We start from the raw sequence: 26,204 nt of genomic DNA, 5'->3' as shown, positions 1-26,204 counted from the left end.
AACAAAAGGAAGTTCGACCATGAAGCACCCTCGATACCTGTTGTCCGGCCTCGCCTTGTCCATGCTGATCGCCAGCGGTGGCGCGCAGGCCGCCGGTCTGTCCAGTGAACACAAACCCTTCGGGAAAACCAACGACGGCACCGCTGTCGAGCAGTACATATTGCGCAACAGCCATGGCATGCAAGCCACGGTCATCACCTATGGCGGCGTGTTGCAGGCGCTGAAAGTGCCGGACAAGCACGGCAAGGTCGAGGACGTGGTGCTCGGCTTCGATGATGTGCAGGGCTATCAGCGCGGTACGGCGTTTTTTGGCGCGACCATTGGCCGCTTCGGCAATCGCCTGGCCGGCGGTGCGTTCGAGCTCGACGGCAAGCGTTATCAGGTGCCGCTCAACGACGGTCCCAATTCGCTGCATGGCGGCGCCCAGGGCTTCGACAAGCGCGTGTGGCAAGCCAAGCCCGTCAAGGACAAGGATTCGGTCGGCGTGACCCTGACCTACCTGTCCAAGGACGGCGAGATGGGCTTTCCCGGCAACCTGACCACCGAAGTCACCTATCGGCTCAACGACAACAACGAATTGCACATCGACTACAAGGCCACCACCGACAAACCGACGGTGCTCAACCTCACCAACCACAGCTATTTCAACCTCGCTGGCGCGGGCAACGGCGACATCCTCAAGCAGGTGGCGACCTTGCACGCCAGCCACTACACGCCGGTGAATGCCACCTTGATTCCCACCGGCGAAGTGGCACCGGTCAAGGGCACGCCGATGGACTTTCTCCAGCCCACCGCCATCGGCCAGCACATCAAGGACACGCATCCGCAACTCAAATTCGCCGAGCCGAAACAGGGCGGGTTTGACTTCAACTGGGCGCTGGATACCCAGGGCGACATCAAGCAACTCGCCGCCGACGTGTACGACCCCGCCTCCGGCCGCCGTTTGCAGCTCTACACCACGGAACCTGGGGTGCAGTTCTATACCAGCAACTTCCTCGATGGCTCGGTGAAGGGCAAGGCAGGCAAAACCTACCTGCATTGGAGCGGTTTCACACTGGAGACCCAGCACTTTCCCGATGCGCCGAACCAACCGACGTTTGCCTCGACACGCTTGGACCCCGGGCAGACCTACACCCAGCGCACCATCTTGAAGTTTTCCGCCGATTGAGGATGGCGGCTGGCTTGCCGGCGACCGAAACGCTGTCGCCGGCAAGCCGGCGTCCGGCGCTAATGTGATGCAAATAGTCCCCAAAACCGTGCTTGGCTGCTATTGTGCCGCGCTTTGAAAAGCCGCCTACCAGCAAGGAATTGGACGTTGAACACTGACGAAAAAATGACCGGGGACCTGTTCGAGGTGGATAAGCGTCTGTCACTCAAACCCGTGGTGGACTTCAACGCCTACCTGCGCAACGCATTCGGCGACGGCCCCTGCACCTGCGTGCGCTGTGCTGCCGCTGGCGGGGAGGAAACCGGCTATGAGTTCCAGCACACCTTCAACCTCGACACCAAACCCACCCACCGCCGCTTTGCCTCGACGGCCGGCAGCGATGTGCTGTTGATGTTGAAAAAGGCGTGGTTGTCGTACACCAAGGCGGAGTTGCCGCTCAGTGGTGTGCTGGCATTGCCGACGGTGAAGGAGTTTGTCGAGCCACATTTGCACAAGCGCCTCGCCCCGTTGTTTCTGGCCAGTGGGTTGGCCAAGGATGTCGACGGCGAACTGCGCATCCAACCGCAGGCCATGGCCTGATCCCTCCCTTTGAGCCGCCCTTGAATGTGCGGCTCAGGCGTCGGGGTGATAAATCGAACCGTTGAGTGAGCGCAGTAGCGAGCGTCCTACCCTGGGACGCCGCTGTCCCTACGCCAATTCTGCCTATTTCGGCTTTTTCCTTGCGCAAGTTTCATCAGTGGGATCAGCATGGCCCACGATGAATAGCCGCTTGATCGAATAACGCGCCTTCACCACCAAAGCCGAACACCGTCGCACCGAGACGGGCATCCTGCGCGTGACGATGTCGCCCGACTGCCGCCGCGCAGGGTTGGCGCAGCGAAAGCACAGTTCAGGTTTTGCGTTGATCACAAGGAGTTCCGGATGGCCGCACCAAGCAAGAAGATGAGCCTGTTGGGCCTGACCACCCTGGTAGCGATCAATATGATGGGCTCGGGGATCATCATGTTGCCGGCCAGCATGGCGCAACTGGGCGCGATTTCACTGCTGTCGTGGGTCGTCACTGCGCTCGGTTCGATGGCGATCGCCTACGGCTTCGCTCAATGCGGGCTGTTCTGTACCCGCAGCGGTGGGATGTCGGCGTATACCGAGGAGGCCCACGGTAAGTCGGGGTTTTTCCTGTGTTCGTTTCTGTATTTTCTGTCGCTGATCATTGCCAATGTGGCGATTGCGATTTCGGCGGTGGGTTATTTGTCGTCATTCATTCCGTGGCTGGGCAGCGGGCCGGGACCGTTGTTCGTCGGCAGCCTGGCGCTGATCTGGCTGACCACCGTGGCCAACTTCGGCGGCCCGCGCATCACCGGGCGCATCGGAGTGGTCACGGTATGGGGCGTGATCATTCCAGTGGCGGGACTCTGCGTGATCGGTTGGTTCTATTTCAAGCCCGAGGTGTTCACGGCCGCCTGGAACCCACACCAACGGCACCTGTGGGACGCCGTCAGTGCGAGTATTCCTCTGACCTTGTGGGCGTTTCTTGGCATGGAGTCGGCCGCCCAGGGCTACGACGCGGTGGAGAACCCCAACCGCACCGTGCCCCTGGCCTGCCTGCTCGGCACGCTTGGGGTGGCGGTGGTGTATGTGCTGTCGACCGCGGTGATCCAGGGCATCGTGCCCAATGCCGAACTGGCGGCGTCCTCCGCACCGTTCGCACTGGTTTACGCACAGATGTTCAGCCCCTGGGTCGGCAAGCTGATCATGGCGTTGGCGGTGGTGGCCTGTATCGGCTCGTTGCTGGGCTGGCAATTCACCCTGGCGCAAACGGCCAAGATGTCGGCGGACCAACGCCTGTTTCCGCGTTTTTTCAGCCGCATCAGCGCCGCGAATGCACCGGTGCTGGGGCTGCTGGCGTGTGCCACGCTGCAAAGCCTGATTGCCTTGTCGACCATCTCGCCCAGCGCCAGCGCGCAGTTCAGCAAACTGGTGAACCTGGCGGTGGTGACCAACCTGCTGCCCTACGTGACCGCCCTCACCGGCCTGCTGGTGATGATGTACAAGGCACACGCCAGCGCGACGGTGCAGGCGCGCAATACGTTGGTGGTGCTGGTGGCCGTGGGGTATTCGCTGTATGCGATTTATGCCTGCGGTGAAGAGGCGGTATTTGGCGCGATGCTGGTGCTGGCGTTCGGGTATCTGTTGTATGGCTTCCTGGCCAAGCGGTTTGTCGGGGAACCGGCAGATTCCCCTGGCAGATGAAGATCAAAATGTGGGAGGGGGCTTGCCCCCGATTGCGCCAGTCGATACGTGTATTGACTGAACCACCGCTATCGGGGGCAAGCCCCCTCCTACAGTATTTACCGCGTTTGCCTGAACTGATTATTTACGCGCCGCCTCCCACTGCTTGAGCAGGTCGCCGTAGGCCACGGTTTCGCCTTTGGGTTTCTCGTTGGCCAGTTTCGGCTTCGGCGCGCCGGGCTGGTCGAACCAGTATTGGGCGTCACGTTCCGGGTTCATTTTCGGACCGCACACCGGTTGCACTTTGGAGCGCTCCAGGCGCGTCATGATCGCGTCTTGCTCCTTGGCCAGGTTGTCGAGCGCCTGTTGCGGGGTTTTCTCGCCGCTGGCCGCCGCCGCAATGTTGCTCCACCACAGTTGCGCCAGGCGTGGATAGTCCGGCACGTTGGTGCCGGTCGGGGTCCACTCGACCCGGGCCGGGCTGCGGTAGAACTCCACCAGGCCGCCAAGCTTCGGCGCCAGGTCGGTCATGGCCTGGGAATTGATGTCCGACTCACGGATCGGCGTCAGGCCGACGATGGTTTTCTTCAGCGACACGGTTTTCGAGGTGACGAACTGCGCGTACAGCCAGGCCGCGAGCTTCTGCTTTTCAGGCGTCGACTTGAGGAAGGTCCAGGAACCCACGTCCTGATAACCCTTCTTCATGCCCTTTTCCCAATAAGGCCCGACGGGCGACGGCGCCATGCGCCATTTCGGCGTGCCGTCGGCGTTGACCACGGGCAGGCCCGGCTTGGTCATGTCGGCCGTGAACGCGGTGTACCAGAAGATCTGCTGGGCGATATTGCCCTGGGACGGCACCGGGCCGGATTCGGAGAAGGTCATGCCCGCCGCTTCCGGCGGTGCGTAGGCTTTCATCCAGTCCACGTATTTCTGCGTGGCGAACACGGCGGCCGGGCCGTTGGTGTCGCCGCCCCGGGTCACGCTGGAGCCCACCGGGTGGCAGTCCTCGACGCGAATGCCCCACTCGTCCACCGGCAAACCGTTGGGCAAACCCTTGTCGCCGCCACCGGCCATGGAGAACCAGGCATCGGTGAAGCGCCAGCCGAGGGACGGGTCTTTCTTGCCGTAGTCCATGTGCCCATAGATGCGCTTGCCGTCGATTTCCTTGACGTCCTCGCTGAAGAACTTGGCGATGTCTTCATAGGCCGACCAGTTCACCGGCACGCCGAGGTCGTAGCCGTATTTTTCCTTGAACTTGGCTTTCAGCTCCGGCCGCTCGAACCAGTCAGCGCGGAACCAGTACAGGTTGGCGAATTGCTGGTCGGGTAACTGGTAGATCTTGCCGTCCGGCGCGGTGGTGAAGGAGATACCGATAAAGTCCTTGATATCCAGGGTCGGCGAGGTGAAGTTCTTGCCTTCGTTGGCCATCAGGTCAGTGATGGATTCGGTTTTGCCGTAGCGAAAGTGCGTACCGATCAGGTCGGAATCGTTGACCCAGCCGTCATAGATATTCTTGTCGGACTGCATCTGGGTTTGCAGCTTTTCCACCACATCGCCTTCCTGCAGCAGGTCGTGGGTCAGCTTGATACCGGTGATTTCACTGAAGGCCTTGGCCAGCACCTTGGATTCATACTCATGGGTGGTGAGGGTTTCCGACACCACGTTGATCTTCATCCCACGGAACGGTTCGGCGGCCTTGATGAACCACTTGAGTTCCTCGAGCTGCTGGTCGGCCGTGAGGGTCGACGGCTTGAACTCGCTGCCGATCCATTTTTTCGCCGCTTCTTCATACGCATCGGCCCAGGCCGTGGCACTCAAACCGCTGAGGGCCAGTACGGCGGCCAATGAAATGCTATGTCGCAGCTTATTGTTTTTATCGAACATAGAGACCTCCTGGTTGATTTCAAAAGGGACTACAAACGCCACACACCCCTTGTTGGAGCGAGCTTGCTCGCGAAAAACGCCCAGACACCGCGCACGCCCAGAAACGCCGCGTTATCGTTGACGAATTTCGCGAGCACGCTCGCTCCTACAGAGAATAGAGGCATCCGCACTAGCCCCAACGCATCACACACAACAGCCATACAAGGGAGAGCGCGGACGCCACCCAGATGCTCCAGTCGGTTGCGCCGATCACCAGCAGGTGCAGGTAAGCGCTACCGAGAAGACCGATAAACAAACGATCACCACGGGTGGTGCTGATCGGCAGAAACCCGCGCCGAGGGATACTCGGCGCGCGCAGTTCCCAAGTGGTCATGCCCGCCAGAATCAGGGCGATACCGCCAAAGAACAGCGCGGTGGGGGTGGTCCAGGCCATCCATTCCATCATCGACTCCTCAGACCCGGCCCAGGGCAAAGCCCTTGGCCACGTGGTTGCGTACAAACCAGATCACCAGCATGCCGGGCAGGATGGTCAACACCCCCGCCGCCGCCAGCACGCCCCAGTCGATCCCCGACGCCGAGACGGTGCGGGTCATCACCGCCGCGATGGGCTTGGCATTGACCGAAGTCAGGGTGCGCGCCAGCAGCAGTTCGACCCAGGAAAACATGAAGCAGAAAAACGCCGTTACGCCGATGCCGGAGCCAATCAATGGGATAAAAATCTTCACAAAGAACTTGGGGAAGGAGTAGCCGTCGATGTAGGCGGTTTCGTCGATTTCCTTGGGCACTCCCGACATGAAGCCTTCAAGAATCCACACCGCCAATGGCACGTTGAACAGGCAGTGCGCCAGGGCCACCGCGATATGCGTGTCGAACAGGCCGATGGACGAATACAGCTGGAAAAACGGCAACAGAAACACCGCCGGCGGCGCCATGCGGTTGGTCAGCAGCCAGAAAAACAGGTGCTTGTCGCCCAGGAAGCGATAGCGCGAGAACGCATACGCCGCCGGCAGCGCTACGCTCAAGGAGATCAGCGTGTTCAGGCTCACGTAGTACAGCGAGTTGAGATAGCCGGTGTACCAACTTGGGTCAGTGAAGATCACCTTGTAGTTGGCCAGGGTGAAATCCTGCGGAAACAGCGTCAGCCCGCCGAGGATTTCGGTATTGCTTTTGAAGGACATGTTCAGCAGCCAGTAGATCGGCACCAGCAGGAACAGGATGTAGATCAGCAGCGGTATGACTTTGCGCTTGCTCATGTTGGTGGCCTCAGCGGTTGGCGTCGGAATGGGTCATGGCGGTGTAGAACAGCCAGGACACCAACAGGATGATCAGGAAGTACACCAGGGAAAACGCCGCGGCCGGGCCTAGGTCGAATTGGCCGACAGCCATCTGGGTCAGCGTCTGGCTGAGGAACGTGGTGGCGTTGCCCGGCCCGCCACCGGTCAGTACGAAGGGCTCGGTGTAGATCATGAAACTGTCCATGAAGCGCAGCATCACCGCGATCAGCAGCACACTTTTCATCTTCGGCAACTGGATATGTCGGAAAACCGCCCAGGCCGACGCCCGATCGATACGCGCCGCCTGGTAGTACACATCTGGAATAGCGCGCAGCCCCGAGTAGCACAGCAGCGCCACCAGGGAGGTCCAGTGCCAGACATCCATCACCAGCACCGTGACCCAGGCGTCCATGGTGTTGGCCGCATAGTTGTAGCTGATGCCCATCGCATTGAGGGTAGAACCGAGCAGGCCGATATCGGCGCGACCGAAAATCTGCCAGATGGTGCCCACCACGTTCCACGGAATCAGCAACGGAATGGCGAGGATGATCAGCACCAGCGATGACCAGCGGCCCTTGGTCGGCATGGTCAGGGCGATGGCGATGCCCAGCGGGATTTCGATCAGCAGCACGCACTCCGAGTAGATGAACTGGCGCAGCAGCGAGTCGTGCAGACGCGGGTCGAGCAGCACCTGCTTGTACCAGTCGGTGCCAACGAAATAGCGGCTGGACTGGTCAAAAATGTCCTGCACCGAGTAGTTGACCACCGTCATCATCGGGATCACCGCACTGAATGCCACCAGCAGGAACACCGGCAACACCAACCACCAGGCCTTGTTGTTCTGCACCTTGTTCATGGCCGCACCTCCAGCAGGTAATCGTCGGCGTAGAGCATCAGCCACTGCGCGGGGAAGCTGATAGAGGCGGTGCCTTCGGGCACCGGTTTGTCTTCGGCCAGGCGCACTTTCAGGGTGGCGCCGTCCAGGCTCAGGGTCAGGATCTTGTAGGTGCCGAGGTCTTCAATATGGGTGACGTCGGCTTGCAGCGCGTCGGGGTTATGCTCATCCCACACATGAATGAATTCCGGGCGGATGCCCACCTGCAAGGTCGTGTAGGGCGTGTCGGCGAGGCGTTGCTGCACGGCCTCGGACAACCGCAGATGGGTGTCGGCAAAGCGCACTCCGCCGGCCTCAGCCTGCACTTCGATCAGATTCATCCCAGGGCTGCCGATGAAATAGCCGACAAACGTATGGCTCGGCCGCTCGAACAACTCCCGCGGCGTGCCGAATTGCACGATTTGCCCGCCGTACATCACCGCGATCTTGTCGGCGAAGGTCGAGGCTTCCAGCTGGTCGTGGGTCACGTAGACCATGGTGATATTGAACTGCTCGTGGATCTGCTTGAGCTTGCGCCGCAGTTTCCATTTGAGGTGCGGGTCGATCACCGTCAGCGGTTCATCGAACAGGATCGCCGAGACGTCGTCACGCACCAGGCCCCGGCCCATGGAGACTTTCTGTTTTTCGTCGGCAGTGAGGTTGCGTGCCTTTTTGCTCAGCAGGCTTTGCAGGTCGAGGACTTCGGCAATTTCCTGCACCTTGCTGTGAATTTTCGCCTCGGCCATGCCCTGGTTACGCAACGGGAAAGCCAGGTTGTCGAATACCGTCATGGTGTCGTACACCACCGGGAACTGGAACACCTGGGCGATGTTGCGTTTTTCCGGGGTCAGCTCGTTGACCACTTTATGGTCGAACAGCACTTGCCCTTCGGACGGGCTGAGCAGGCCGGAGATGATATTGAGCAGGGTTGATTTGCCGCAGCCCGAAGGCCCGAGTAAGGCGTAGGCGCCGCCCTGCTCCCATACGTGGTTCATTTCCCGAATGGCATAGTCCTCGGGACCTGTCGGCGTAGGGCTGTAGCTGTGCGCCAGGTTCTGCAAATGGATCTCGGCCATCAGGCAACCCTCGCGACACGGCGTCCGGGGGCCTGGACCAAGCGGCCCTGGCCATCGAACACAAACAGTTTATGGGTGGGGATATACACACGGATCGGCGCGTCGACGTCGTACTCATGCACCCCCGGCAAGTGCAGCACCAGCAGGAAATGCTCGCTGCGCACATGCAGGAAGGTTTCCGAGCCGCTGATCTCGGCGACTTCCACGGTCACCGCCAGTTCGAGGTCGTCGTCGTTGCTGGGCACCAGACTGATATGGCTGGGGCGCACGCCAAAGCGGAACTCGCCCTCGCCGATGGGACGCAGGTCAACATTGAGTGGGAAGTGTACGAAATTGGCGAAGCTCACTTCATTGCCGCTGATGCTGCCCGGCATCAGGTTGATCGGCGGTTCGGAAAACAACTCGGCGGCCAATACGGTCTGCGGCTGGTGATAGACCTCGGCCGCCTTGCCGCTCTGGATCACCCGGCCTTCGTGGAGGATGGTGGTGGTGCCGCCGAGTGCCAGCGCTTCGTTGGGCTCGGTGGTGGCGTAAATCGCAATGGTGTGGCGGGCCTTGAACAGCTCGCGCATTTCCTGACGCAGCTCTTCGCGCAGTTTGTAGTCCAGGTTCACCAACGGCTCATCGAACAGGATCAGTTCGGCATCCTTCACCAACGCGCGGGCCATCGCCGTGCGTTGCTGCTGGCCGCCGGACAGCTCCAGCGGGTGGCGCTTGAGGAACTTCTCGATGCGCAGCATCTTCGCGGTTTCCAGCACCTTGCTCTGGATCAGCTCGTTGGACACACCGGCCTGGCGCAACGGCGAGGCGATGTTCTCGAACACGGTCATGGTCGGGTAGTTGATGAACTGTTGATACACCATCGACACGTTGCGCAGGCGCACCGGTTTAGCGGTGACATCCACGCCGTTCATCAGGATGCGACCGCTGTCGGGCTTGTCCAGGCCGGCCATCAGGCGCATCAGGCTGGTCTTGCCGGACAGGGTGCGACCGAGCAGCACATTGAAGGAGCCGGCCTCGAAACGCAGGTTGGCGTCGTCGATCCAGGTCTGGCCTTCGATGACGCGGGAGACATGTTCCAGGGTCAATGACATGACACGCCCTTTTTTATTATTGGAATGAATCTGGCCAGTGGTCACAGCGAGTTTCGTGCCAACCGCAGCAGGTGCTTGATCCACAAGGAAATGCCCTGAAAGCGAGGTTCGGGAGCGAACAAAAATGAACAATTCGGACTGAACAACTGAACACTCAGCGGGTTGACAATGAACAGTTTTGAACAACACTGTTTGAACCCGATTGACTGAACAACGCAGAACACATGTGGGAGGGGCGGTGCGACGATTCGACTTGCCCCCTCCCACATTGACCGGGTGACATCCGTTAGATTGTGCAAGACCCAAAAACAATAAAAAGAAGGTCTCCATGACCGAACCGCTGACTCACGACACCCTCATCCAGGAGTCCTGGCGCCGCTGCCGCGCATTCGGCCTGGACCACCAGAGCCCACCCAGCTTTGACCAACTGCCCGCCGAGGGCATCAGCCAATTGCTGGAGAGCCAGCATTCCCTGGTGCAGACCACCCACCAGGAAGTGTTGCCTTACTACGAGAACATCCTGAGCAACTCCAACTGCCTGATCATGCTGGCCGACAACCAGGGCCAGGTTTTGACGTCGTGGGGCACCCAGCGCTTTATCGACCCCAAGTTGGCCCGTGGTTTCAGCCCCGGCGCCAGCTGGATGGAGCGTTCCAGCGGCACCAATGCCATCGGCACCGCGCTGGCCTGTGCCCAGGCGGTGCATATCGAACACGATGAACACTTCCTCAAGGCCAACCGCTTCATGACCGGTTCGGCGGCGCCGATCTTCGACGCCCAGCGCGAAATCATCGCGGTGCTGGACGTGTCCAGCGACAGCTACCTGCCGCCCTCTCACACCCTGGGCATGGTCAAGATGATGAGCCAGACCGTGGAAAACCGGCTGATCCTCAACCTGTTTCGCGGCGAGCATTTCCAGCTGACCTTCAACACCGGGCTGAACAACCTCGACAGCCAATGGGCGGGCCTGCTGATCTTTGATGAAAGCGGCCAGGTGTTATCGGCCAACCGCCGCGCCGACAACCTGCTGGGCATCAGCCTGTCGCGGGTGATGATCGACCGCTTGTTCAAGGTGTCGATGCTGGAGTTACTGAATCAGCCGGAGGGTTTGCCGTTCTCCTTGCAGGCGGCCGGCCGCAATCGTTTCCAGTGTTTATTGAAGCGGCCCAAGCAGATGCCGGTACACGCGCGGGTTTTCAGCGAACCGGCGCCGCCGCAAGCCACACCGATCAGCCTCAAGACCCTGCATTTCGGCGATGTGCGCGTGGAAAAAGCCGTGCGCCAGGCCGAGCGCCTGCTGGAAAAGGACATTCCGCTGCTGATCCACGGTGAAACCGGCGTGGGCAAAGAGGTGTTCGGCAAAGCCCTGCACCAGGCCAGTTCGCGCAGCCAACAGGCATTTATCGCGGTGAACTGTGCGGCGATTCCCGCTGAGCTGGTGGAATCGGAACTGTTCGGCTACGAAAAAGGCGCCTTCACCGGCGCCAATCAAAAAGGCAGCGTCGGCCTGATCCGCAAGGCCGACAAGGGCACGCTGTTTCTCGACGAGATCGGTGATATGCCACTGCCGACCCAGGCCCGCTTGCTGCGGGTCTTACAGGAACGCTGCGTGCAACCGGTGGGCAGCAGCGAGTTGTTCCCGGTGGATTTGCGCATCATCTCCGCCACCAACCATGTGCTACGCGAGCAGGTGCAGGCCGGGCGCTTCCGTGAGGATTTGTACTACCGCATTGGCGGGCTGACCCTGGAGTTGCCGCCACTGCGCGAGCGCACTGACAAGCGGGCGTTGTTCCAACAACTGTGGCAGCAACACCGCGAACCGAAGCAGTGGGCCGGGCTGAGCGCCGAGGTGCTGGCGTTGTTCGAGCAGCACCCGTGGCCGGGCAATTTGCGCCAGGTCAGCAGTGTGTTGCAGGTGGCGTTGGCCATGGCCGAGGAGCAGCCGATCCGCCCGGAGCATCTGCCGGACGACTTCTTCGTCGATCTGAACGTGACGGCGCCGCTGCCCACCAGCGCGCCTCTGGAGGACAGCATTGACCTGACGCGGCGCTTGAAAGCGGCAGGCGGGAATATTTCCCACCTGGCGCGGGAACTCGGCGTGAGCCGCAACACCCTGTACAAGCGCCTGCGCCAAGGCAATGACTGAAACCCGGGCAGCAATCGACCGCTGCCCTCTCGGGCTTGAAACCGCCCTGCCCGCACGCGACACTGCGCCGCTCCATCACGAGGACACCGCCGATGACCGCAACCGCCGCCACCGTTTCTGCACGGGAGGCTTATCAAGTGCTCAAGGATATGGCCCTGGAAACGCGGGTCATCAGCGCCTGCGCGGCAGCGGATGACACGGTGAGCGTGGAAACCGACGGCTGGCGGATGGTGCTGCTGACCCAAGGTGCGGTGCTGGTGGGGTGCCAGCACTGCCGCTCACCCGACGGGCGGCATGGCTCATTGGACAGTTGGCAACGCTATGGCACCAACCCAGTGGCATTGATGAGTACGTGGGAGCACGCGCAAGTCGAGCGTCTGTTGTCGGTGTCTCAACGCCAGCTCCACGACACGCCGGTGTAGATGCCCCGACCATCCCCGGGCGTGGAGCGGGCGGCGTCCAGGCCCTTGTCGTCATAACCCGGGGTGACGGTGTTGGCGTAGCGGCGGTTGGTCAGGTTGCGCAGGTCAACCCAGGCTTGCCAGTCCTGCTGCGGGGCGTCGTAGCCGAACGTGGCGCCGAGTAAGGTATAGGCCGCCGCGTAGTAGGAATTGGCGTAATCCACCGCCACCCGCGAGGAATGCTCGGTGTTGAGGCTGGTGTAGAAACCGCTCGGATGGCTGTAGCGCAACTGTGCCTGGTAGTAGTGCTTGGGAATGCCCGGCAAGGTGTTGTCGCCGAAGCGGTCGTCGTTGCGGTAGTGGAAGTCGCTGAAGGTGTAAGCCTGGCGCAGGGCGAGCTTACCGCTGCCGCCACCGTCCCACAGCGGGCTGAGCAGGCTCAGTTCAACACCTTGGTGAACCGTGGGGCTGGCGTTGGCCTCGGCGAGGATCGCGTTGGTGGTGGGGGTCTGGGCCTGGGTTTCAACGGTGAGCAACTCGTGGCGCACTTCCGAGCGGTACAGTGCCAGGTCCCATTGGCCGAACCACGCGTCACCACGGCCGCCGACTTCCAGGGTGGTGGCGGTCTGGTTTTTCAAACTCACGCCTTCGCGTTGCAGGCCGGTGGCCGGGCCGCTGCCCGGCCCGAAGTATTTGTTGGAACCCCAGATCATCGACCAGGCATGCGGCGGCTCGACCGAGCGGCTCAGGTTGCCGTACACCTGCAATTGCGGGGTGAAGTCATAGCGCAGGCCGATGCGCGGCGCATAGTCCCAGTCATGTTGACTGAGCGGCGCCTGGCCGTCGGGATAGGTCACCTGGGTTTCGCGGCGGGTGTAGATCGCGGCCAGGCCGGTGGTCAGCCACAGGTCCGGGACCAGTTCCAGGTCGTTGCCGATATGCAGCACGGTGTCGGAACCCAGGTAGCTGTAGTCGCGGGTCTTGGTGCCGGGGGCATAGCCTGCGGTATTACCGACAGGAATTCGCACGTATTCCGACGCGCCATTGTTGGGCATCGCCTGGGTGGTGCGCAGGCCGATCGTGGTTTTACTGTCGTGACCGAACAGAGTGTCCTGGCGAATGTAGTTCAGCGTGCCGCTGATATCGGTATAGGCGACTTTCAGGCGATTGGTGCCCTCGCGCAGGTCCATCGGGTAGTCGTGATAGGCCAGGCCGACTTCCAGCCGTGCGTTGTCGTCGAGCTGCAACGTGGTCTTGTTGGCGATCCAGGTGGAGCCCGGTTGCAGGCGTTTTGAATCGCGGGCGGCGTTGAGGCTGTTGGCGGCACGCGGATCATGGCTGATCTGGTAGCGCGTGAGCTTGCCTGGCGTGTCGTTGGTGGTTTCGCGGTAGCGCAAGTAAAAGCGCGTCTCCAGGTTCGGGTTGAAACGGTAGCCGAAGTTGGCCGCGACGCCCTTGCCCGTGCCGGCGCTCTGCTGCTGATAGCCGTCGGATTCGGAATCGGTGAGGCTGATGTAATAGTCGGCATCCCCCAGCACCTGGCCCGAACTGATCTCGCGCTGGGCGTAGCCACGGCTGCCCGCTTCGTAGCGCACTTGCAGCTTGGGCGCGTCGTAGCCGGTGTGGGTCACGTAATTGACCGCCCCACCCAGGGCCTGCGCGCCCTGATCAAAACCGTTGGCACCGCGCAGCACCTCGACGCGGCTTTGCCACAAGGGGTCCTTGAGTTCATAGGGCGTACCGCCGGGGCCTGTCAGCGGCAAGCCGTCGAGCGTCTCGTACAACCCGGAAGCATGGGCGCCGGGGCTGCGGTTGAGGCCCGAGCCACGGATCGAGAGTTTGACGCCTTCATTATTCGCCGCCTTGGCGTACACCCCGGCCTGATACTTGAACACGTCCTCGTTGGTGCTCACCCGCCCCTGTTGCACGCTGCTCATGTCGATGTAATTGGTGCCGCCGGGCACGCGCTTGAGCTGCGCCTGCGCCACTTCAGCCGCGCTGGCTTCGCTGGTGGTGACTTCGACCGGCGCCAGTTGCAGGTCTTCGGCCTGCACAAGGGAACTGAGGGTCAGGGCAGCAAAAAGCAGCGGGGGTTGGCGCAGCAACATGGGGCGGGTCCTTGGAATGCGGGGGCGTGAAGGCCAGGCCTCGCACGCGAACTGTGATGGGAAGACCGGGACGCTCGCCAGGTCACGCCTTATTCAAGGCGCAGAGCCTTCCCGGCCCCTGAAAAAACCACCTGTCTCCTAGCCCGCGGCGGACGCCAGCGCGCACATGAAGTCATCCGCCTCCGACCCCGCCGGAAAGCGGAACCCGTACATTTCGTCGGTCGTCAGAATGCTGTTGAGGGCGTCGCGAAATTGCGCCTCAGTCGGCGACTCCTGCAGCAGTTTGTGTGCCGGTAACAACAGCTCGGCAGAAACGCCTTGCGCACTCGCGGCGTCAATCACCGCAAACAGGATAAATCGCAGGCGGATTTCGCGATCCGTGGGCCAAACCGTTTTTCGCTTACCCAAGGTAGGGCCTCATATTTAAGAAAAGTCCGAGGCTATTGCCGACAGATGGGCGTTTCAAGCAGTGCAGTGCAAGATAGGGCACTTCCTACAGAGGAAACGGAAACACCGCACTCAACGGCCCTAACGCTCACTGCACCGGCAGAAAATTCATCAGCAACAGGCTTTGCGCGTAATTGACGCCAATGCGTCGGTAGCGCTCATCGAGCATCTGGGTCAGCAGGTCGAGTCGCGCGACGATCTTGCCGAACTCAACGGCGAAACTGAGGTTACTGCCCTCCTCCGAGATCTCGTTGGAAAACAGCAGCAGCACGCCATTGGCATCCTGACGCTGGCTGAGCAGCCAGGTGGCCTTTTCGATATTGCGCGCCGCGTTGCTGACGAATTGCGGGTTGATCGTGTCAGAGATATAGAACCGGGTGCGCCCGCCATGTGCAGTCACCAGCATGCTGCCAATCGCATAGATAAACGCCCCGACCCGATCGCCGCGAAACTCGGGGCTCAAGGAGTAACTCAGGGCTGCCAGATCGCGACGATCCCCCAGGGCGGGCAGCGGTTGACGGTTTTCGATGGCCGAACGGATTTCCCGCGCCGCGCTCACCGCGTCCAGGTAACCCGACTGCCGCCACTGGTTGGGGTTGCGCAGGTACAGCTTGTTCATCAGCAGATACAGGCTTTGCAGGTTATCGCGCATGCTGAGGGTGGCCATGCGGTCGACGCTGGTCTGGAGAAACTCATCAGGCTTGCCATTGCTGAATTGCCTGGCGATATCGCGCCCCTGTTGCTGGCTGCAGGCGGTGGTGCAGAGCAGAAACACGAGGACGAGCCAGCGCGGGCGGTTCATCCATCGGCAGGTAAGAGGCGGGAACGTATGATCCATCGGCACCAGGTCTAGTTCTTATGTCCACACGCAGTATGAGTATGGCTGGGATAGAGATAGATCCGAAAAATCCGAAAAAGTGCAGGATTGGGCAACAGAACATCCGGAAGGTCATGAGAAATGCCCAGTGCATGTCAGTGGGTTTCGCAACAAAGCGACCTCAGGGCCGGTCGGCACCCGAATCAGCACAAACGCGTAACGATCCGCAGGTTCAGGCTGCCAAAACGGGAACCTCAACTTTGTAGGGCAAGCGTCGGACATAGCCTCCCGCCGACAAAGAACGCGTTATACAAACAAAAACGCCAGCTTCAGCAGAGCTGAAACTGGCCGTCAATGCGTTGCGTCTTCCGGGCTTGACCGGCGATCGTCCGCTTAGAAAATCGAGATTGGGTAATCCACGATCAGACGGGTTTCGTTGTAATCCCCTTCCGCCTGATCAGCGTTACCGCGGTGCCAGGCTTGACGCACGCGCATCGACAAGTCTTTGACCGGGCCGCTCTGCACCACGTATTTGGCTTCAAAGTTGGTTTCATGGTGCTTGCCGTCAGCACCATAACCATAGGCGCGGTAGGCGCTGCCGACCGGCATGTGCGTGCCGTCGATATTGTCACCGTTGAGGTAGCGCGTCATAAAACTCAGCCCTGGCACGCCATAAGTCGCCATGTTCAAGTCGTAACGGGCCTGCCAGGACTTTTCGCCTGGGCCGTTAAAGTCAGAATATTGAACCGAGTTGGCCAGGAAGATGGAGTCGGCCAGATCACCCGACTTGTTATTACCCACGGCCACATAGTCGAACGGCGTGTCGCCGTGAACTTTCTGGAACGCCAGTGTGACGGTATGAGCACTCAGGAAAGAGTACGCCGCTGCCAACGACCAAGTGGTGTTGTTGATGGAACCGGCTTTGGACTGGCCGGAATCGGTGGTGCGGTAGATGTTGAAGTCCAGGTTCAATGATTGATCGGCAGTGAACGGAATCGTGTAGTTGGCATTACCGTAGTATTGATGCCAGACGTCCTTGAGGTCCGAGGCAAACACGCTCATGGACAAGTTATCGGTCAGCGTGTACTTGCCACCGAGGTAGTCAATGCTCTTGGCCGGTATGTTGGCATAACCGGCATACAATTCGTGGCTATTGTTGGTCGTGGTCGGACCGTTACTGCTGGTGAAGTGCCCGGCGTCGAAGTTCAACCCTTCAATTTCGCTGCTCAACAGGTTGAAGCCAGTCGCTGTTTGGGGCGTGGCGCGAGTACCCGCCGTGGCCAGGACCGGGTTGTTGGGCTGCAAGTTGCCATAATGCAGTTCAGTCTTGGAGAACCGTGCCTTGATCGACGCGCCTGCACTGCTGAAGTCATTCTCCGGTCGGCCGTTGCTGTCGACCGGCAAGTTGCCAGAGCCTGCATTGCCTTTGCCACCGTCCAGCTTCACGCCCCAGTATCCGTAAGCATCTACACCAAAACCGATGGTGCCTTGGGTGAAGCCGGAGGAGAAGTTGCCTTGTATCACCTGCAACCAGTCCTGTTTATCACCCGCCGAATTCTTACCGTCACGATCAAAATAAAAGTTACGAAGCAGCAGGTTCAAACTACTGCCTTCAACAAACCCCTTGGCAGTCGCCTGGTCCTCCACACCCGCGGCTGACGCTAGTTGACTAGCACCCAGCGAGACCGTCAGCGCCACCAAATTCCACTTAAAAGACATTGTTTGTTCCCCTGTTTTTAATAGAGCTGCCTCGTCTCTCAACGCACAGTCAGCAGGGTCTCCCCTGAAGTCAGGCGGTCAAAAGCGAAGAGTCATAAGTCGATGGCAGATGAGAAGGTTTCTAAGTCGCAACGCATTGACTGCGCAGCGCAAGGTACCGTTTTATAACGGTTTATTTTTAGTACAGGGCAGAGCCTAAGGTGAAAAACTTATAACACTTTCCCGCCGATGGAATGACCTCGTTTCCCGTGAAAGTAATTTTCCATTTCTGTAACAATTCAGGTTTATACAAGACAGCCGGACGCGTGAAATGAGCTGGACATCGATGTTTCGCATACATCTAAAGTCCCAACTGCACGATGAAAACGGCACGCTCTGAGCCTGGATATCCGCAAAGGGCCAAACTGATTCAGGCGTTCTTGGGGCTCCCTTATCGAGAGCGGCGAATGCCGCAATATTTAAAGCAACGTTGTGCTAGCGTACCTGTAGGACGGATTACATGATGGTCTTAGACGCATGCCTCGAGGTCGATATGACTACAAGCCTCGAGGCAGGACATCACATTGCTATAGAGCCAGCCTGCAGGTATCGCAGCGCCATGGGGGTACAGAACCTGATGACACACATTGCCCCATTGCCCCCCCTTGATTTGAATCACGATCACCCACTCATAACGGCCGCGTTGTGAACGCTGAGCTACCTCATTCAGGTTCGCAGACGCCGCTTGAGGGTTTGTGCGAGGCGCAGGTGCAGCAACGTCTGGCGCAGGACGGGCCGAACGAACTCCCCGCCTCCCGCCGACGCAGCGCCTTGCGCCTGATGTGTGACGTGGTCTTCGAGCCGATGTTTCTCCTGCTGGTCGCGTGCGGCGCTTTGTATATGGTGCTGGGCGATGTCCAGGAAGCCCTGATGTTGCTGGGCTTTGTCTTCATCGTGATGAGCATCAGCTTTGTCCAACAGCGGCGCAGTGAACGCTCCCTGAATGCGTTGCGGGACCTCTCCAGCCCAAGGGCTAAAGTGCTAAGGGAAGGTAAGGAGTGCAGCGTTCCCGCGCGGGACCTGGTCGTTGGCGATGTTGTAATGCTGGCTGAAGGCGATCGCGTACCCGCTGACCTGCAACTGACAACATGCGCCAACCTATCAATTGATGAGTCCTTGCTGACCGGAGAATCCATGCCAGTCAGCAAGCTGGTCGCGTCGCAGTCTCATACACTTGGTGATCCAGCGCCGCCGCCAATGAATACGGCCCTTGCGCAGGCATTTTCAGGCACATTGGTCACATGCGGTACCGCCCAGGGACGTGTCACCGCCACAGGCGAGCGCAGTGCGCTGGGCCGGATTGGCCAGTCACTGGCAGACATCGAGGTGGAACCCACCCCGACACAACAGCAAACGCGTCGTGTGGTCAAGCGGGTCGCTGTCATAGGCCTGGCGCTGGCGGCGGCGCTCGCTATCGCTTTCGGGCTGCTGCGCGGTGACTGGCTGCATGGGATGCTGGCGGGCCTGACGCTGGCGATGGCAATCCTACCGGAGGAGTTGCCGGTTGTACTGACGCTCTTTCTAGGCCTCGGCGCCTGGCGACTCGCCCGTGAGAAGGTGTTAGCGCGTAGCATCCCTGCCGTCGAATTGCTCGGTGCGACCACCGTCTTATGCGTCGACAAGACCGGTACGCTGACGGCTAACAGAATGACGGTCAGGCGCCTTTGGTCCGAGGAGGCTGAGTATGAAGTCGCCAGGGACGGTACTGACGGCGGCATGCCTTTGCAGGAGGCACTCCATGGTGTGCTTGAGTACGCGGTTCTCGCCAGCCACCGCCATGCTTTCGACCCGATGGAGTCGGCCATCGGCGAGACCGGGCAGAGCCTGCTGGCGCTCACCGAGCACCTTCACGCCGACTGGACCCTGATCGACGACTATCCCTTGTCACCCCAGATGCTGGCAATGTCGCGGGTCTGGCAATCACCGAATCAACGAGAGCGACTCATTGCCGCAAAGGGAGCGCCCGAGGCAATCGTCGATTTGTGCCATATGGATCCCGTTCGCAGCGCGCGCATTGCGGCTCAGGTGCTGGCAATGGCGGCAGACGGGCTTCGCGTTCTCGGCGTCGCACAGGCGACCTTCGCCGCCGAGGTATTGCCCGGTTTACAGCACGACTTCGACTTCAGGTTTCTAGGATTGGTCGGGCTCGAAGATCCGATTCGTCCAGATGTGCCGCAGGCTATTGCCGAGTGCCGGGCCGCAGGCATCCGTGTGGTGATGATGACTGGCGACCACCCGGCCACAGCGATGTCGGTCGCCAGGCAGGCCGGGCTGGGCACTGATGCGCCGGTGATCACTGGAACCGAACTGTCCACGCTGAACGATTCTGAACTGGCCGCACGACTGATCACCACGCAGATCTTCTGCCGTGTTCAGCCAGAGCAGAAACTGCGCCTGGTACGCGCGTTCCGTACACAGGGTGATGTCGTCGCCATGACCGGCGACGGTGTCAACGACGCGCCTGCGCTGAAGGCAGCCGATATTGGCGTTGCGATGGGCGCGCGTGGCACCGAGGTCGCACGCGAGGCGGCCGCACTGGTTTTGCTCAATGATGATTTCGAGTCGTTGGTGACCGCCGTGCGCTATGGCCGCCGCATTTTCGCCAACTTGCGCAAGGCGATTGTGTTTGTGGTGGCCGTACACGTGCCGATCGTCGGCCTATCGATGCTTCCAGTGCTTTTCGGCTGGCCGATGGTGCTGATGCCGGCGCACATTTTGTTCTTGCAACTGATCATCGACCCCGCCTGCTCGGTCGTGTTCGAGGCCGAACCGCTTGAGCCGGATGCGATGAAAGCTCCTCCTCGTCGAAAGGAGCAACAGTTGTTCGACAGCGCAGTGATGATACGCGGCATCTGCCAGGGCATTGGCTTACTGATACTGCTTCTCGCGACGTATGCGGGTATGAGGTTCTTTGCGCCGGTAGCGTCTGAGCAAGATGAGCTTGCGAGAACACTGACCTTCGTCGTCCTGGCGCTGGCCAACCTCGCCCTGATCCATACCAATAAGTCATGGGGCCGCACGCGCTGGGTGGGGCCTGGCGCGTTTGGCACCCAGCTCAGTTGGATCGCTTTCGCAACGTTGGCCATGTTGGCGATAGCGCTGTTTTTTCCGCCGGTTACCCAGCTGTTCTCATTCGTGACACCCGCGCCAGTACTGCTACTTTTCGCATTTGGCATCGTCGCGCTGAGCGTAATGTGGTTCGAAGTCGTGAAATGGCTAATACGAATGAGGAGCGGGCATAGCGACTGAGCGAAGCCTTTCGTGCTGATCCCCGAGTTCGCCAGGGGCTGCACATGTCGCAACCCAGGCGAGGTTTGTTCAGCAGCTAATCGCTTAGATTGGCTCCCAGCTTTGGAAAAGCAAACCGGATCAGCAGCGCAACATCGGGTGCTTCGCCCCTCGAACATTATCGGGTAACGCGGCGAGTGGACTCGTCACGTTGGCGAACCTCTTACTCGGGTCAACGCCTTCATAAAAGGTGTGCGTCAGGATTCGAACCCTGGAATCGCCAGTAACGCTCACGGGCTTCCAGGAATCCAAAGTAACTTTTTAAAACAATACGTTAGATTCTAATAATTACCGCACCAAGGCACTTTTGAATGCGTTGGAGCCCGCGCCGATCATGGGGCGTATAAGGTGGCGGAAATCATTCCGCCCTCCCCCGCGTGCTGCCGATCGAACACTATCGCCAATAGTCGTAGTGAAACATCCGGGGGCCGCTGATAATCTGCGACCACGTTCGCCAGCCGTTTAGGGATGGAGGCGAAAATAGAAGCCCTGGAGCCGCGAACCTCCGGGGCTTTGCTTTTTTGGCGCAGGCTGACACCCAACTCTTCTGGGCATTTTTCCTTTGGCCCTAAATTGTTCAGGGCGCTGGGCGAAATCCCTTTCAGTACCGACATGGCCGAAATCGGAATGGTTGTGATGTGCCTTGATCTTTCCCGATAGACACGTTCGATTGCACCCGCCGGATTGTTTGGCTGTCATGGATTTGGTGTGTTTGTGCATTGGCGTAGCCGTGAAGCAAGCCTACGATCAGCCCCTGAGACAGCCGACCTTGCGATTGCTCATGGTCGCGTTTAGCGCGGATACAACAACGCCCGCGTGGCGGCGGGCGTTTGGCATAGATCGTCGAAGCGTTATCGCCTTAATCGAAGGCGCCGTTGAGGACTTCGTAGATTATGCCGGAAGCAATTGCGACCAGTATCAAGTCCGTGCCTGCCTGCTGCCATTCGTAGCCGTCGTAATGTGGAAGTCTGCCCAGCAATCGACCATCAAGTTTCTTGGCGATGCCTGGAGGAAGAGGCTTCCCTCTGGCGAGGTTCTTTTGTATTCCGGGTGGCAGTGAAGGGCCTGGGCTCCAGTAGTCACGGTAGCCGCCGAGCACTCCCAATACGCTGCCTCGGTCAATGCTTGGTCCGCGAGACCAATCGTCTCCGCTGGGACCTTTCCCCTTATTACCCTGGTTGCCATGACCCTGACCACCTTGTGAGTTGCCTTTTCCATTGCCTTGACCTTTCCCATTGCCAGGGTCTGCGAGTGCAGCCACCGAGCCAACGGCCAAAGTAAGGCAGATAGCAGCTACAAGCGTGCGTGATCTAAACATGACTGTCTTCTCCGGAAGGGAATGCTCCCTGAAATGTAGACGGTATTGAAGGTTTTAGTTCCGTAATACCCATCCCACTCGCTGCATCTGTTAACGGAGCGTGGCACCCAACAATAACCGCCGATTAGGCACCCTCCAGGTTAAAAAATTGCGGGATCAGGTGCTGCTTTCGATTTCACCAATCGTCGATGCCTTACACCCAGCACTGCCAAACACGTACATACATTCCCCTTGTATTTGATAGCTTAAAGCCATCAAGCGGCATGCCTCATGCGCAGAGCCACCTTGGACAAGACGTGGACGTCTGGCAATCATCACTCATTGGTGAATTGTTTCTATCAGGGAAGAGGATCTGAAGCGGGTGACCGCCACCCCATCCTCCATAGCCAAATGCTCAGGCATGCACGCGCGTCTATGGCTGACCCTGCCCGACCGAAGCGTTAAGCATTGGTGCCTTCCCAGGAATCTGTTTTGCGACCAACAGTCGTTGCCCAGGAGCACCCTCAGGAAATGGATTCCGGAAACCATTCAATAGACGGGGCGAACTCCGAAAAGCCAAACGAGTAGGAACTTAAATATGGAGATTTATAGTATGTCAGCTCAAGAAAATTACGTTGGTGTTGGCGGATGGACTGATTACCACGAACTGACTCCAAAGGACCATGCTGTATTCAAAGAAGCCTTGGAAGGCTTTGTGGGGGTGCAATACACCCCTGAGACGGTTGCAACCCAGGTCGTCGCCGGCACAAACTATCGCTATCACGCCAAAGCACAGCAGCCTGGTTCGCCAGCAATCTGGGCAGCAATCGTAGAAATCTACGCACCCCTCAAAGGTAAGCCGCACATCACCCAGATCATCCGCATCTAAGCGCGCTTAACACCCTTCGGGTCACGCGAGGATTGCGGGACTCGAAGGCTAATCGCGCGCCCTTGCTTGTGCTGCGCTTCTGGCTTCTCTCTCCCCTGGAGCCGCAAGCATGACGATTGATGCCCTCCCCGACCTGAATGCGTATCCCACCCCTGAGCGGGCGTTTCGCTATCTGCGACTTATTGCGAGGTGGCCGAGGTTCGTGGGTGCGATGAAGGCTACGTGCCGGACCTCTTCCCCGCCCAGCATTACGGTGACTACCTGATCCTGAACATCGACCTGAAGCCAGGCCGGATCAAGAACTGGAGGAAGCCGGTCGCCACCGACATCGAAAAGATGATCGAGGCGAACCAGGAAAACTGATCAACCAGCGCGGTGTATCGGATATCGCTCAGCCCTCTGTGATGACAGCAGGGTGGTTGCCTTGCCCCTGGCCTTAGCGGATTTTGTCGCGGCGTAGACGGGCAACACTCGAAGGGATTCAAGCGACATCCGATGCGGACGAATTCGCGGCCTATAACGCTATAGGCCGCCACTGATACTCAAGGAATCAGTCATCCCGATCATCACGATCTCGACCGTGATAACGATCATACCCGCGATCATCGTATCGGCGATCATACCCACGGCCCCGACCTTGGTCATCGTAGCCCTGGTCGTATCTGCGCCCATGATCATCCCCTCTGTAACGATCATGCCCATACCGTCCTCCGTCGTCCCAGATAGGCACGCAACCACCAAGCAGAATAAGACCAGAAATGGCCAAAAGGGTTATTGCTGCGCGCTTCATCTTGAACGTCCTAATTGCTTGAGAGGGTTAATTTTTTGACTGCAAATCAGCCCAATGATTCAGCCGTGCCCGCGAATAAACATCGGCCCGAGCGGCCGCCAGGGCATGATCAATTACACGTCGCTGAAGAGCGTCGCGCCGGGGAAAATTGGCCAGGCCGATCTACCTGAGCGCCATGTGCATCGACGCCCGGGGCGACCGCTACAGCAAGTCCGTGGAGAGGGTGAGCACTAAAATCCACCAACACCGCTAAGCCGTGCGTTAAAAGTAACCGTACAGTAGACACATCTTGACGAAATCATCTTAGGCCATGGCGCGAGCAAGACGCCCTTGTCGACGGTAGCGGTGAAGCGTTTACGAGCTTTTGGTGTCCGGGAGAGGCCCTTTGGCCCAGTGGGCCAATGCTTCACCGCTCAGGTAAGGCAGAGCCTCGCGGGCCGTATGTGCGAACCGAGTAGTACTGGTACCTTTATCGTCATATCTGAACCAGTGGTCGCCGCCCATAAGCTGTATCAAAACGTGGGCTTTGTGCTGGAGTCGGAGCAGGAAGGGCAGCAGTGGGGCAAGTCGGTGGTGGAGCAGTGTTTTGTGCGGCAAGGGGTTTGACGCAACAGCACCCCAGTAAATGGGGCACTGTTACGGCCTGACGATCACTCGTCGAGATTGCCCATGGCTGTGGTGTTAAAGCCGCCGTCCACGTACATGATTTCCCCGCTGATTCCCGACTCCAGGCCCGAGCACAGGAAGGCGCCGGCATTGCCGACCTCTTCAATGGTGACGTTACGGCGCAACGGCGTTTGCGCCTCGTTGGCCACCAGCGTCTTGAGGAAATTCTAGATGCCGGAAGCGGCGAGGGTGCGAATCGGCCCGGCAGACACCGCGTTAACCCGCGTGCCTTCGGGGCTCAACGAGCCGGCCAGATACCGTACGCCAGCCTCCAGCGAAGCCTTGGCCATGCCCATCACGTTGTAGTTGGGCATGGTGCGTTCTGCGCCCAGGTAAGACAGGGTCAACAGGCTGCCATTGCGGCCCTTCATCAGCTCCCGACCGGGAATATTACGAGGCCCATGGGCGGTTGGGGAGATACTTTTTCAAGTGATGGCATTAAGCTATCTCGCACTTAACCATCATGGCATTTAACAGGGTTTGAATTTATCTATGGGTCGTTCCTTTGCTTGGGTCTTTCCGTTGTGCCTGGTGGCTGTTTTTGGTGCGGGTTGTTCTTCTCATAAAGGCCTGCCGCCGGCCAAACCCAAGCCGGTCGTACTGACGGCAGACGACCACCATGCGAAGGTTATTTTCAGAATGCTCAGCACCGAATCGCAGGTGAGCTTCAGCGCTGGGCCCGAGGGGAATTTGAGCAGCGTGGGGGTTGTTTACAACGATTCCCTGGAGCAACAGGCGCCGGCGTTTGTCCGAGGGTTATACAAGGGCCTGGCCCATGGGCTCTATCGTGCCCGGCCGTTCCGGGAGACGTTGGTGCCGGCGAATCAGTTGACGGTGGTGGAAGGCGTTGCGAACTGGCGCAATGATCGCGGGACCTCGTACAGCCTGGAAAAGTGCGGGCCGTTGTCGCGCAGCTTTCTGCCGAAAGCGAACAAGACCTATCTGGTGGAGTTTGATTTGCAGGGGTTCTCGGTGTGTAGCGAGAAGGTTTATGACGTGACGGTGGAAGGGCAGAAGGAGTTGGTTTTACCGGTAGCGAAATGACCGGTCACGACGCGCAAAATACGGCGCGCACCGAGATGACTCTTGAAAAACGGCGCTTACTCCAGAACTTCTCTAAGGAATACCTGTGCAACGAATTGCGTTACTGCTTTCCATGGCAGCCGTCGGGGGGTGTGTTAGTCAGCCAGTGTCGCTGAGCAAAAGTGCGGTAAAGGCATATGGCGTTTTTCTGGGTCAACCTGTGGTAGCTGATACGGTATTCCGTGACGGAGACAGATTGAATTTCCAGCTCGTCGCTCCGAAAACAGATGCAAAACCGGAACGCACCGTTGTGCAATTGGAGGCGTCTTGCAGCGTGGCACAACTGCGTGCCGCTTACATTGATTCTCCCTTTGCGCGGGTTTACATCAATCGGCAAAACGGGGTGTACGTGGGCGCACGCTCCCTGACGTCATCCCTTTATTCAGGGCTCACCAGTAACCCGAGTTTCATTCACGCCTGTTCTGAGACACCGCAGCCCGACTGGAGAGTCGTCAGCGTAAAAGAGGATGACCAATGGGTGATGCTTGATAGGCATAGCATCAAACAGCAAGGCTCGGAAACGCTGTTCGTAACCGTCCGGCCAGCACCCTCTCCTGACAGCCCTCCAAATTAGCCAAGATAGTGGACACCATTTTTTAGTGGACACTATCTTGGATACCGTTGCCCCAGCCCGTCGAACCGGCCGCCGCCCCAACTTCTCGCTGGCGTTCAAACGCCAAGTCGTCGAGGCGACCCTCCAGCCTGGCGCCTCCGTGTCGTTGATCGCTCGTGAGCATGACGTCAATGCCAACCTGGTGTTTCGCTGGCGGCATCAATATCAGGAAGGAGTATTCGGCGCCGTCAGCCAGAGCGCAACGCTTTTGCCCGTCCAGGTGATGGAGGCGCCAATCGATCTGCCGCACGTCGTCCAGCCACAGGCGGAGTGTCATTCCTCGTGAGCATGACGTCAATGCC

24 protein-coding genes and 2 pseudogenes are annotated in these 26,204 nt (G+C 59.3%); 12 read left to right on the top strand and 14 right to left on the bottom strand.

The annotated features are described in order from the left end of the window. The first annotated feature begins 19 nt into the window (after positions 1–19). The 3 genes from INT12_RS25745 (at position 20) to potE (ending at position 3,418) form a co-directional block, all read left to right on the top strand. Positions 20–1,168 carry an aldose epimerase family protein gene (locus tag INT12_RS25745; RefSeq protein WP_046487173.1) on the top strand — a complete coding sequence of 383 codons (1,149 nt, stop codon included), beginning with the start codon at positions 20–22 and terminating at the stop codon, positions 1,166–1,168. Between the two features lie 147 nt (positions 1,169–1,315). After that, entirely contained in the window at positions 1,316–1,747 is a 432-nt protein-coding gene (locus tag INT12_RS25740; RefSeq protein WP_193040565.1) for a hypothetical protein, read from the top strand. Between the two features lie 342 nt (positions 1,748–2,089). Next, a complete protein-coding gene (potE, locus tag INT12_RS25735; protein ID WP_046487170.1) occupies positions 2,090–3,418 on the top strand; it encodes a putrescine-ornithine antiporter in 1,329 nt (442 codons plus the stop codon). 120 nt (positions 3,419–3,538) lie between these two features. Here the strand turns inward: potE and INT12_RS25730 are convergent, their stop codons facing one another. From INT12_RS25730 to INT12_RS25705, 6 genes are all read right to left on the bottom strand, one after another. Further along, the gene (locus INT12_RS25730; protein WP_046487167.1) at positions 3,539–5,281 is read right to left on the bottom strand and encodes an ABC transporter substrate-binding protein; all 1,743 of its coding nucleotides are present in this window, start codon (positions 5,279–5,281) and stop codon (positions 3,539–3,541) included. A gap of 169 nt (positions 5,282–5,450) precedes the next feature. Next, positions 5,451–5,723: a DUF2160 domain-containing protein gene (locus INT12_RS25725; RefSeq protein ID WP_017846706.1), complete on the bottom strand. Its 273-nt coding sequence runs from the start codon at positions 5,721–5,723 to the stop codon at positions 5,451–5,453. 10 nt (positions 5,724–5,733) lie between these two features. Then, positions 5,734–6,534, bottom strand: a complete 801-nt coding sequence (locus tag INT12_RS25720) for a carbohydrate ABC transporter permease (protein WP_017846707.1) — start codon at positions 6,532–6,534, stop codon at positions 5,734–5,736. Positions 6,535–6,544: 10 nt separating this feature from the next. After that, entirely contained in the window at positions 6,545–7,411 is an 867-nt protein-coding gene (locus INT12_RS25715) for a carbohydrate ABC transporter permease (protein ID WP_193040216.1), read from the bottom strand. Next, entirely contained in the window at positions 7,408–8,505 is a 1,098-nt protein-coding gene (locus tag INT12_RS25710; protein ID WP_046487161.1) for an ABC transporter ATP-binding protein, read from the bottom strand. The genes INT12_RS25715 and INT12_RS25710 overlap by 4 nt, the downstream gene beginning before the upstream one ends. Then, positions 8,505–9,599 carry an ABC transporter ATP-binding protein gene (locus INT12_RS25705; protein WP_102618745.1) on the bottom strand — a complete coding sequence of 365 codons (1,095 nt, stop codon included), beginning with the start codon at positions 9,597–9,599 and terminating at the stop codon, positions 8,505–8,507. The genes INT12_RS25710 and INT12_RS25705 overlap by 1 nt, the downstream gene beginning before the upstream one ends. A 328-nt stretch (positions 9,600–9,927) precedes the next feature. Between INT12_RS25705 and INT12_RS25700 the strand changes: the two genes are divergently transcribed. Both INT12_RS25700 and INT12_RS25695 read left to right on the top strand, forming a co-directional pair. Continuing rightward, positions 9,928–11,745 (top strand): sigma-54-dependent Fis family transcriptional regulator, encoded by a 1,818-nt coding sequence (locus INT12_RS25700; RefSeq protein WP_193059072.1) that lies wholly within the window; start codon positions 9,928–9,930, stop codon positions 11,743–11,745. 92 nt (positions 11,746–11,837) lie between these two features. After that, positions 11,838–12,167: a hypothetical protein gene (locus INT12_RS25695; RefSeq protein WP_046383018.1), complete on the top strand. Its 330-nt coding sequence runs from the start codon at positions 11,838–11,840 to the stop codon at positions 12,165–12,167. Here INT12_RS25695 and INT12_RS25690 read toward each other — a convergent pair. The 4 genes from INT12_RS25690 to INT12_RS25675 all read right to left on the bottom strand — a co-directional run bounded on the left by INT12_RS25690 (position 12,137) and on the right by INT12_RS25675 (position 17,237). Continuing rightward, positions 12,137–14,254: a TonB-dependent receptor family protein gene (locus INT12_RS25690; RefSeq protein WP_193040214.1), complete on the bottom strand. Its 2,118-nt coding sequence runs from the start codon at positions 14,252–14,254 to the stop codon at positions 12,137–12,139. The genes INT12_RS25695 and INT12_RS25690 overlap by 31 nt on opposite strands. A 138-nt stretch (positions 14,255–14,392) precedes the next feature. Beyond that, entirely contained in the window at positions 14,393–14,662 is a 270-nt protein-coding gene (locus INT12_RS25685) for a hypothetical protein (RefSeq protein WP_169883889.1), read from the bottom strand. Positions 14,663–14,789: 127 nt separating this feature from the next. Then, entirely contained in the window at positions 14,790–15,503 is a 714-nt protein-coding gene (locus tag INT12_RS25680; RefSeq protein WP_102618748.1) for a hypothetical protein, read from the bottom strand. 408 nt (positions 15,504–15,911) lie between these two features. After that, entirely contained in the window at positions 15,912–17,237 is a 1,326-nt protein-coding gene (locus INT12_RS25675) for an OprD family porin (protein ID WP_026139991.1), read from the bottom strand. Between the two features lie 684 nt (positions 17,238–17,921). On the opposite strand from INT12_RS25675, the gene INT12_RS25670 reads away from it, so the two are divergent. After that, positions 17,922–20,525 carry a cation-translocating P-type ATPase gene (locus INT12_RS25670; protein ID WP_319017451.1) on the top strand — a complete coding sequence of 868 codons (2,604 nt, stop codon included), beginning with the start codon at positions 17,922–17,924 and terminating at the stop codon, positions 20,523–20,525. Between the two features lie 371 nt (positions 20,526–20,896). Here INT12_RS25670 and INT12_RS25665 read toward each other — a convergent pair whose 3' ends face one another. Together INT12_RS25665 and INT12_RS25660 are read right to left on the bottom strand one after the other, a co-directional pair. Continuing rightward, positions 20,897–21,178, bottom strand: a complete 282-nt coding sequence (locus INT12_RS25665) for a hypothetical protein (RefSeq protein WP_193040213.1) — start codon at positions 21,176–21,178, stop codon at positions 20,897–20,899. Positions 21,179–21,423: 245 nt separating this feature from the next. Beyond that, entirely contained in the window at positions 21,424–21,882 is a 459-nt protein-coding gene (locus INT12_RS25660) for an anti-virulence regulator CigR family protein (protein WP_081610141.1), read from the bottom strand. 592 nt (positions 21,883–22,474) lie between these two features. On the opposite strand from INT12_RS25660, the gene INT12_RS25655 reads away from it, so the two are divergent. Together INT12_RS25655 and INT12_RS25650 are read left to right on the top strand one after the other, a co-directional pair. Further along, on the top strand, positions 22,475–22,750 hold the full coding sequence (locus tag INT12_RS25655) for a hypothetical protein (protein ID WP_169883888.1): 276 nt from the start codon (positions 22,475–22,477) through the stop codon (positions 22,748–22,750). Positions 22,751–22,972: 222 nt separating this feature from the next. Further along, positions 22,973–23,113, top strand: coding sequence for a hypothetical protein (locus INT12_RS25650; RefSeq protein ID WP_162231504.1), 141 nt, complete (start codon positions 22,973–22,975; stop codon positions 23,111–23,113). A gap of 159 nt (positions 23,114–23,272) precedes the next feature. Here INT12_RS25650 and INT12_RS25645 read toward each other — a convergent pair whose 3' ends face one another. Next, positions 23,273–23,452 (bottom strand): hypothetical protein, encoded by a 180-nt coding sequence (locus tag INT12_RS25645; RefSeq protein ID WP_046383012.1) that lies wholly within the window; start codon positions 23,450–23,452, stop codon positions 23,273–23,275. A gap of 586 nt (positions 23,453–24,038) precedes the next feature. On the opposite strand from INT12_RS25645, the pseudogene INT12_RS31455 reads away from it, so the two are divergent. After that, positions 24,039–24,146: pseudogene (locus INT12_RS31455) on the top strand (MarR family transcriptional regulator); the annotation flags it as partial. 44 nt (positions 24,147–24,190) lie between these two features. Here INT12_RS31455 and fabI read toward each other — a convergent pair. Continuing rightward, positions 24,191–24,589 (bottom strand): annotated as a pseudogene (gene fabI / locus INT12_RS25640) (enoyl-ACP reductase FabI); the annotation flags it as partial. 109 nt (positions 24,590–24,698) lie between these two features. Here fabI and INT12_RS25635 point away from each other — a divergent pair. From INT12_RS25635 to INT12_RS25625, 3 genes are all read left to right on the top strand, one after another. Continuing rightward, a complete protein-coding gene (locus INT12_RS25635) occupies positions 24,699–25,250 on the top strand; it encodes a hypothetical protein (protein ID WP_173677844.1) in 552 nt (183 codons plus the stop codon). Positions 25,251–25,335: 85 nt separating this feature from the next. Then, positions 25,336–25,863: a hypothetical protein gene (locus tag INT12_RS25630; RefSeq protein ID WP_193040212.1), complete on the top strand. Its 528-nt coding sequence runs from the start codon at positions 25,336–25,338 to the stop codon at positions 25,861–25,863. A 37-nt stretch (positions 25,864–25,900) separates the two neighbouring features. Continuing rightward, positions 25,901–26,188, top strand: coding sequence for a transposase (locus INT12_RS25625; protein WP_226926308.1), 288 nt, complete (start codon positions 25,901–25,903; stop codon positions 26,186–26,188). Positions 26,189–26,204 lie beyond the last annotated feature (16 nt).

The organism is Pseudomonas sp. K8 (genome assembly GCF_014889455.1).
Classification (GTDB): domain Bacteria; phylum Pseudomonadota; class Gammaproteobacteria; order Pseudomonadales; family Pseudomonadaceae; genus Aquipseudomonas; species Aquipseudomonas veronii.
This window is presented reverse-complemented; position numbering and strand designations above follow the sequence as displayed.

Bases quoted from the DNA above. Each gene is read 5' to 3' on its own strand.
- INT12_RS25655 (WP_169883888.1), top strand. From the start codon at position 22,475: ATGTCAGCTCAAGAAAATTACGTTGGTGTTGGCGGATGGACTGATTAC.
- INT12_RS25635 (WP_173677844.1), top strand. From the start codon at position 24,699: ATGGGTCGTTCCTTTGCTTGGGTCTTTCCGTTGTGCCTGGTGGCTGTT.
- INT12_RS25745 (WP_046487173.1), top strand. From the start codon at position 20: ATGAAGCACCCTCGATACCTGTTGTCCGGCCTCGCCTTGTCCATGCTG.
- INT12_RS25690 (WP_193040214.1), bottom strand. From the start codon at position 14,254: ATGTTGCTGCGCCAACCCCCGCTGCTTTTTGCTGCCCTGACCCTCAGT.
- INT12_RS25725 (WP_017846706.1), bottom strand. From the start codon at position 5,723: ATGGAATGGATGGCCTGGACCACCCCCACCGCGCTGTTCTTTGGCGGT.
- INT12_RS25665 (WP_193040213.1), bottom strand. From the start codon at position 21,178: ATGTCGGTACTGAAAGGGATTTCGCCCAGCGCCCTGAACAATTTAGGG.
- INT12_RS25675 (WP_026139991.1), bottom strand. From the start codon at position 17,237: ATGTCTTTTAAGTGGAATTTGGTGGCGCTGACGGTCTCGCTGGGTGCT.
- INT12_RS25695 (WP_046383018.1), top strand. From the start codon at position 11,838: ATGACCGCAACCGCCGCCACCGTTTCTGCACGGGAGGCTTATCAAGTG.
- INT12_RS25710 (WP_046487161.1), bottom strand. From the start codon at position 8,505: ATGGCCGAGATCCATTTGCAGAACCTGGCGCACAGCTACAGCCCTACG.
- INT12_RS25705 (WP_102618745.1), bottom strand. From the start codon at position 9,599: ATGTCATTGACCCTGGAACATGTCTCCCGCGTCATCGAAGGCCAGACC.
- INT12_RS25730 (WP_046487167.1), bottom strand. From the start codon at position 5,281: ATGTTCGATAAAAACAATAAGCTGCGACATAGCATTTCATTGGCCGCC.
- INT12_RS25680 (WP_102618748.1), bottom strand. From the start codon at position 15,503: ATGAACCGCCCGCGCTGGCTCGTCCTCGTGTTTCTGCTCTGCACCACC.
- INT12_RS25715 (WP_193040216.1), bottom strand. From the start codon at position 7,411: ATGAACAAGGTGCAGAACAACAAGGCCTGGTGGTTGGTGTTGCCGGTG.
- INT12_RS25660 (WP_081610141.1), bottom strand. From the start codon at position 21,882: ATGTTTAGATCACGCACGCTTGTAGCTGCTATCTGCCTTACTTTGGCC.
- INT12_RS25645 (WP_046383012.1), bottom strand. From the start codon at position 23,452: ATGGGCATGATCGTTACAGAGGGGATGATCATGGGCGCAGATACGACC.
- INT12_RS25700 (WP_193059072.1), top strand. From the start codon at position 9,928: ATGACCGAACCGCTGACTCACGACACCCTCATCCAGGAGTCCTGGCGC.
- potE (WP_046487170.1), top strand. From the start codon at position 2,090: ATGGCCGCACCAAGCAAGAAGATGAGCCTGTTGGGCCTGACCACCCTG.
- INT12_RS25720 (WP_017846707.1), bottom strand. From the start codon at position 6,534: ATGAGCAAGCGCAAAGTCATACCGCTGCTGATCTACATCCTGTTCCTG.